Genomic DNA, 7,158 nt, shown 5'->3' on the forward strand with positions numbered 1-7,158 from the left:
TGAAATTTACCTTCCGATTGTTGACGAAGCTATGATCTTTGATAATTCGGAAGGCAAACATAATTTGATTGCTGAAAAAACTTTGGATTCTGAAACTGATATCTTTGATGATAATAAATTTGACAAACTTAAAAAGTACTATAATGAAGAAACATAAGAGGACTCCGAACCAAACGAAAGTATTGGAAGGAATGGATAAAGTTTATGATAAATTAATCGAGTTCAAAAAGAGAATGAACAGCGAACTTGTTATTTTGAAAGACAATAAAATAATTAGAGTTAAACCATAAACACTTCTCACAACACACGCTAAATAGAGATTGCCAAATATTTGGTAGCGAGAACGTTAATCTTCACGAATAAAATCTATCTTGGTGGAAAGTTCTCAGTTCGCTTTCATTGGCAACTTCTTGTAGCTGCAAACCGTCAGGCTGTGAATTTACCCCGCTTTTGCTTAAATTAAGTCAATAACTCCTTTTCTATTCGCACAAAATTCGCTTGTAAGCGAGTCGGTTTTTGGAGATAGAAATAATTGTTTGATGATTTTGAGCTGATATAAGAGCTTAAAAAAGTCGCTTTGATCAAGGCATACCCTCATGGTGGGTAGTTGTAATTCTATTGCTGGATTTTATCAATTAAATCGGGAACGCTCAGAATATTCATTGTGCGTTTAATGTTGTAAACTAACATGATCAAACTGTGTTCGTCATTTACTTTTTCGAGTCCCGTTAAATTGGTGTGATTGTAACCCTCCCGAAGCTTCGGGACCGTTTAATAGTTCCAAAAATGTGTTCGTTAATATATTCAGTCTTTTTTAATTATTTTTTTTTCTTCATGATTTCCGCTTCGCTCCAATTCTTAACGTGTGCAGTACAATTCTTTGCTTTGGTGATGTAGTTTATTGTTTTTTTTATTGCATCAGCATATTAGTTGCGATCAATTTACTCCTTTTTAAAATTTGTTTTTTTTTGGTTCTCATGATTCGCTTCGCTTAATTCCAGTCTTGTTGTTCTGCTGATGCAATAGTCTTTTACGAGACATTCTTTATACAGTAAAGTATGGTATTACTTAAATTTATAGAAAAGGTATACATAAAACGCTCCAAAGCATCGAGAGGATTATCCGAAGCAATTTTATCTTCCAAAATACTTATTTTTAATTATTTACGCGATGTTCTGTGTGTATGTTGTCTGTATAAATATACTAATTTTCTTTCTTATTTACGAAATATTATATTTGACGTAAATAAAACAAAAGTTTTTTCACTGACTGACTTTAACAGCCATGCTGTCGCTCATTGAGAAAACATGGATCAGTTCTACACACAATGATTAAAACAACAAAATAGAAAGTGTGAATAAATTTACTATATTTAAAATGGTTTAATGAATCGCTATCTTAGAAAAATGAAAAGGCTATCAAATGAAAAAAATGATCAAGTTAAAAATGACGAGTAAGCATAATAAATTACTCAAATGCCCTACTGGCATCACAGGTTTTGACGAAATTACTGAAGGTGGGCTTCCGCAAAATGGAGCCACGTTGGTTTCTGGTAATGCAGGCTCTGGGAAAACGCTATTTGGTATTGATTTTCTAATCAAAGGTGCAACCGATTATCAAGAGCCAGGGGTTCTCATGTCCTTTGAAGAGACCGAAGAAGAACTCTTTAAAAACGTTGCTTCTCTCAATATGGATTTGAAAGCGCTTGTGTCGCAAAAAAAGATTGTGCTCGAACATGTCATTTTGGAGCGCAAAGACATTCAGGAAACCGACTTTAATTTGGAAGGAATATTCGTTCTTTTGGAAGATGCTATTGATTCTATCGGTGCCAAACGTGTTGTTTTAGATTCTATCGAATCTATCTTTGCAGGTATTATAGATCTTGGCATTCTTCGCTTAGAGATAAAAAGGCTTTTCCGATGGCTTAAAGAAAAAAAAGTAACGGCAATCTTTACAGGGGAGGCCGCACAAAGCGGTTCATACACACGCCATGGTCTGGAAGAGTACATCTTCGATTGCATTATTCTTTTGGATAACAGAGTTAAAGATCAAATTGCCACCCGTAGAGTACGCATAATTAAGTATCGGGGGTCACGTCATGGAACAAGTGAATATCCGTTTGTTATAGATGATAAAGGCCTTTCCGTAATTCCCATTACGTCAGCAGGGCTTTCACAACCTGGCACCGACAAGAGGGTTTCTACAGGCATTCCATCGTTAGATAAATTGTTCGTAGGAAAAGGGTACACCATCGGTAGTACCATACTTGCTTCGGGCACTGCAGGCTGCGGAAAAACAAGCTTTTCAGCGGCATTCGCAATTGAAAGTTGTAAACGTGGGGAACGCTGTCTTCTCTTTTCTTATGAAGAATCAGCCGGGCAACTTACTCAAAACATGAAATCTATCGGCATTGATTTTGCGCCATGGATCAAAAAAGGGCTCTTAAAAATTGTGGCTCTCAGACCATCCTTTTTGGGTTTAGAGATGCATTTATTGAATGTTTATAAACTCGTTGATAGTTTTAAACCAAAAGCGGTGGTAGTTGACCCACTTACTAGTCTTGTTGGAGAAGGCGACGAGCGTGAAGTTGCATCGATGATTACCCGTATGATTGACCTTTTTAAATCTAGAGGCATCACTACCTTTTTTACAAGCCTGGTTTCTACAAACTTTCAGAGTAATACTACTGGCGAAATCGGAGTTTCATCATTAATTGACACTTGGATTGTTGTGCGAATGGTGGAAGACAATGAGGGAATGAAACGCACTCGTGAACTTTTCATAGTTAAGTCTCGTGGCACTAATCACGATGGCGATGTGCACAAATTTATTTTGAGCGATGATGGAATTATGTTGATTCCAAATAACGATAAAGCTAAATTAAGCAACAATAGGAAAAAGGATATTGATAAAAATGCTGCTACAAATGAAAAAAACGACTAACGTTCCATGAAAAAAATTCAACCTTCTTTCATTGTAGGGATTGGTGGCTCTGCTGGTGCGCTTAGCGCATACAAGGCGCTGCTGGATGCAATGCCGCCTGACACTGGTATGGCGTTTGTTATTATTTCTCATTTGTTGCCCACCGCTCATACTCGGTTAGCTAAAATATTACAGCGGCACACGACTATGCAAGTAATTCTGGCTTCTGATGCTATGCCGATTCTTGTGAACCATGTTTACGTAATTCCTAGCGACGCTGATCTCACCCTTGAAAAACATAGCTTAAAAGTAATTTCTCCTCGATCTGGCAGAAACAAACAAGTAGATTTATTTTTTATTTCTCTGGCAACTGCGATTGGTTCACGTGCTGTCGGCATCATTCTTTCCGGATATGATGGAGATGGAACTGCAGGCTGCAAGCAAATCAAGGCATACGGCGGGACAACCTTTGCTCAAGATATGTCAGCCGAAGTTAAACACATGCCGCTTAGCGCTCAGGCAGCGGGCTATATTGATTTTGTTTTACCTCTTAACAAAATTCCAGCTAAGCTAAAAAGGTTGGCATCGAAGCTTGGAACTTTGTAAAAAAAACCTAATTGAAATTCAATTTCCTGTGTGACTACGCAATATAATTACTCTTTTAAACAATGAGAAAATGACAGGAAAACAAGCACGAACTTTTAACAGTAAAAGCTTTGTTGCGTTCGCAGCGGCGACGGGACAATGAACGGTTGACTCCTTCACGGCGGTCAAGCTGGAACCGAAGACATGCCGTTGACAATTCTGGAGTTATCGTACAATTATTATAAGAATTTAGGTGGCAATTACGCCATGCTTAGCGAAGTCTCCTAACTTCGAACCTATTCCTACTTCAAACAAAAACAATAATTTAACTATCGTAAAAAATAATTATCTTTAAATAAAAAGATATATAAGAGGGATATAAAATAAGAGGCCAAAAATTATTCGGATAAATTAAAAATTTTTATTCACACTACTTAAACGCTCAGTTGAATTTCCGCTCTACAAACGTTAAAGTAATTTTTTTTTGAAATAAAAACCAATTCACAAAATAAAATAACTTGTTTAAAAATTAATACAAATTACTTTAAAAATAATAAAATATTTATCGTAATATTGCAATGAACAAATAAAATAAAAATGGGATTATCAAAAACGGAAATGTTTACCGAACAGCAAAATGAAATTGCACTTTTTGCAAAGGTTTTTGGACATCCCGCCAGAGTCTCTATATTACAACATTTATTTAAAATAAACTCTTGTGTTTGTGGCGATTTAGTATATGAAATTGGACTTGCTCAACCTACAATATCGCAGCATTTAAAGGAACTTAAACATCTAGGATTAATTAAAGGAAGCGTGGAAGGTACACGAGTATGTTATTGCATAAACTTAGAGAACTGGACAAAAATGAAAGAAACAATGTTGCACTTTTTACATCAAGATATTCCTGAATCTAAAGATTGTTGTTAAAAATTTGAACTCATTAATCGTAATAAATAAAATATGAAACTATCAGAAATTAAAAACAAACTACGAGAATTAAAAAAAATTTCCTTTCAATTACCAAATGGAGAAATAGTACCAAGTCACTTTCACGTCACGGAAGTTGGAAAAATCACAAAGGACTTTATTGATTGCGGAGGAATTGTTCGTAATGAAGAAGTTGCAAACTTTCAACTTTGGAACGCAAATGATTATGACCATCGCTTGCATCCAGAAAAACTATTAAACATCATTGAACTTTCAGAGAGAATTTTAGGAATAGGAGATTTAGAAATTGAAGTAGAATATCAAGCAGAAACCATTGGTAAATTTGGACTTGATTTCAATGGAAATGATTTCCTACTCACTACTAAGCAAACCGATTGTTTGGCTCAAGATCAATGCGGAATTCCTTTAGAAGCGCCAAAAGTTCATATAGCGGAATCAAATGATGAACCTTGTTGTTCACCAGATGGAAATTGTTGCTAAAAATTTTTAAACCCATAAAATGGCATCAAGAAAATTAAGTTATTTGGATAGAAATCTAACATTGTGGATTTTTATTGCAATGGCTATTGGGGTTGGAATTGGTTATTTTATTCCAACATTTCCTGAGATTATAAACTCGTTTAGTGGCGGAACAACAAATATTCCGATTGCAGTTGGTTTGATTTTGATGATGTATCCACCTTTGGCAAAGGTCAATTATTCAACGCTACCAAAGGTTTTTAAAAACACAAAAATCCTTTCTATTTCACTTATTCTAAATTGGATAATTGGTCCCGTTTTAATGTTTGTTTTAGCAATTACATTTTTACGAGATTATCCCGAATATATGGTTGGACTAATTTTAATTGGTTTAGCTCGTTGTATCGCAATGGTTTTGGTTTGGAACGACCTCGCAGAAGGAAGTAGCGAATATGGAGCAGGTTTGGTTGCCTTAAATAGTATTTTTCAAGTATTTGCATACAGCTTTTATGCTTGGCTTTTTATAACAGTTCTTCCACCATATTTCGGATTTGAAGGAGCTATTGTAGATATTTCAATCGTCACCATTGCAGAAAGTGTAGCAATTTATTTAGGAATTCCTTTTGTAATGGGAATATTGAGCAGATCACTATTAGTTAAACTAAAAGGCGAAGAATGGTACACTAAAAAATTCATTCCGACTATTTCACCAATGACCTTAATTGCACTTTTGTTTACGATTGTATTAATGTTCTCGTTAAAAGGCGAATTAATCGTAGAAATTCCAATGGACGTTTTGATAATTGCTATTCCGTTACTAATATATTTTATTTTAATGTTCTTCATTTCCTTTTTCGTTATTAAAGCATTGGGTACTGAATATGACAAAACAGCTTCGGTTGCATTTACAGCAACAGGTAATAACTTTGAATTGGCAATTGCTGTTGCTATTGCAGTTTTCGGACTGAATTCTGGACAAGCATTTGCCGGAGTAATTGGTCCTTTAGTAGAAGTTCCTGCATTGATTTTGTTAGTGCGAGTTTCATTTTGGCTAAGAAAAAAATATTTCAAAAAAGCCATTGATTAAAGCCCGTGCTGTGCTAAGTTTCTAGACTTCGCACCTAATCCTACTGTAAACAGATACAATAATATAACTATTTTAAAAAACAATTATCTTTAAATAAAAAGATATGTCAGAAGGATACAAAATAAGAGACTAAACGTTACCCAATATTATTACAGCTACCGTTGTAAATTGGATTGATGTTTAAACACGAAAAAATTACAGAGAAATAATTATAGAATGTCTAGATTTTTGTATCGAAGAAAAAGGTATGCTTTTGTGTGGATATGTAAATATGAGTAATCACACACACCTAGCGATGCAGTCAGACAATAGAGATTTATCTTACTTGTTGCGTCCATATAGCTATCGTGATTAAAAAATTTACTAGAAATAAAATTTTAGAAAAAATAAAACCAGAACCAGTGAGTAGAAGAGAATGCATGCTAGTACGTTTTAAATTAGCAACCGAAAGTCATTCTAGAAAAAAAACTACCAGTTTTGGCGGTATGGAAATCATCCAGAAGAAATTTATAGCACCCACTTTACGTGGTCGAAGTTGGATTATATTCATTTGAATCCCGTTCGTGCAGGAATTATTGAAAAAGCTTCGCATTCTATTTACTTCAGCGCTAGCAATTATGTTTCTGACAAAGGATTATTGAAAATTGAAAAAGTAGATAATCCCATTGTTGATGTTTTGAATTTGAATAACTTTGCGAAATACAACGAATATTGACAAGTAGAGATTTAATTACACATTGGAATTCGCACGAAGTCGGGAGACTCCGCACAGCGTAGCAAAAAATTTATACGAAATCGGGAGACTTCACACAAAACAGGTCAAGAGACTTGTTAAAACATAGACTTTGCACAGCATAGCATAAAATTTATACGAAGTCGGAAGAATTTTGAAAACATAGTTCAATTAATATTTTAGAAAAAGTTTGCATGTTGAGAGAAAAGCATACCAGAAAATTATTAACTTTAAAATCAGGATGGTCGGACAATTATGGTTATGCAATTTTATCAACTGATGAAAAACCCTATCCTTAATAATTAGGAATTTTTCTATTATAAAATATCAATCCTGTCCTAAACGTTTTAGGACTAAATAAATTTCCTTAATTCCATTGACTTTATTGCCTTTAAATCGTGATTTTCAAAATAGAACCCCC

8 protein-coding genes are annotated in these 7,158 nt (G+C 34.6%); all 8 read left to right on the forward strand.

The genetic code is table 11. The features are described 5' to 3' along the window. Positions 1–143 precede the first annotated feature (143 nt). The 8 genes from RCH18_RS15780 to RCH18_RS15815 all read left to right on the forward strand — a co-directional run bounded on the left by RCH18_RS15780 (position 144) and on the right by RCH18_RS15815 (position 6,719). Positions 144–290, forward strand: a complete 147-nt coding sequence (locus RCH18_RS15780; RefSeq protein ID WP_326937737.1) for a hypothetical protein — start codon at positions 144–146, stop codon at positions 288–290. A gap of 1,132 nt (positions 291–1,422) precedes the next feature. Further along, positions 1,423–2,943, forward strand: a complete 1,521-nt coding sequence (gene kaiC, locus RCH18_RS15785; protein ID WP_326937738.1) for a circadian clock protein KaiC — start codon at positions 1,423–1,425, stop codon at positions 2,941–2,943. A 6-nt stretch (positions 2,944–2,949) separates the two neighbouring features. Then, positions 2,950–3,528 (forward strand): chemotaxis protein CheB, encoded by a 579-nt coding sequence (locus RCH18_RS15790; RefSeq protein ID WP_326937739.1) that lies wholly within the window; start codon positions 2,950–2,952, stop codon positions 3,526–3,528. Between the two features lie 576 nt (positions 3,529–4,104). After that, positions 4,105–4,437 carry an ArsR/SmtB family transcription factor gene (locus tag RCH18_RS15795; protein ID WP_326937740.1) on the forward strand — a complete coding sequence of 111 codons (333 nt, stop codon included), beginning with the start codon at positions 4,105–4,107 and terminating at the stop codon, positions 4,435–4,437. A 33-nt stretch (positions 4,438–4,470) separates the two neighbouring features. Further along, a complete protein-coding gene (locus RCH18_RS15800; protein WP_326937741.1) occupies positions 4,471–4,938 on the forward strand; it encodes a DUF6428 family protein in 468 nt (155 codons plus the stop codon). 19 nt (positions 4,939–4,957) lie between these two features. After that, positions 4,958–6,004 (forward strand): ACR3 family arsenite efflux transporter, encoded by a 1,047-nt coding sequence (gene arsB, locus RCH18_RS15805; protein WP_326937742.1) that lies wholly within the window; start codon positions 4,958–4,960, stop codon positions 6,002–6,004. Between the two features lie 347 nt (positions 6,005–6,351). Next, the gene (locus RCH18_RS15810) at positions 6,352–6,558 is read left to right on the forward strand and encodes a hypothetical protein (RefSeq protein WP_326937743.1); all 207 of its coding nucleotides are present in this window, start codon (positions 6,352–6,354) and stop codon (positions 6,556–6,558) included. After that, positions 6,540–6,719, forward strand: coding sequence for a hypothetical protein (locus RCH18_RS15815; protein ID WP_326937744.1), 180 nt, complete (start codon positions 6,540–6,542; stop codon positions 6,717–6,719). Before RCH18_RS15810 ends, RCH18_RS15815 begins: the two co-directional genes overlap by 19 nt. Positions 6,720–7,158 lie beyond the last annotated feature (439 nt).

This window comes from Flavobacterium sp. PL11, from assembly GCF_035985025.1.
Classification (GTDB): Bacteria; Bacteroidota; Bacteroidia; order Flavobacteriales; family Flavobacteriaceae; genus Flavobacterium.

Bases quoted from the DNA above. Each gene is read 5' to 3' on its own strand.
- RCH18_RS15795 (WP_326937740.1), top strand. From the start codon at position 4,105: ATGGGATTATCAAAAACGGAAATGTTTACCGAACAGCAAAATGAAATT.
- RCH18_RS15800 (WP_326937741.1), top strand. From the start codon at position 4,471: ATGAAACTATCAGAAATTAAAAACAAACTACGAGAATTAAAAAAAATT.
- RCH18_RS15790 (WP_326937739.1), top strand. From the start codon at position 2,950: ATGAAAAAAATTCAACCTTCTTTCATTGTAGGGATTGGTGGCTCTGCT.
- RCH18_RS15780 (WP_326937737.1), top strand. From the start codon at position 144: ATGAAGAAACATAAGAGGACTCCGAACCAAACGAAAGTATTGGAAGGA.
- kaiC (WP_326937738.1), top strand. From the start codon at position 1,423: ATGAAAAAAATGATCAAGTTAAAAATGACGAGTAAGCATAATAAATTA.
- arsB (WP_326937742.1), top strand. From the start codon at position 4,958: ATGGCATCAAGAAAATTAAGTTATTTGGATAGAAATCTAACATTGTGG.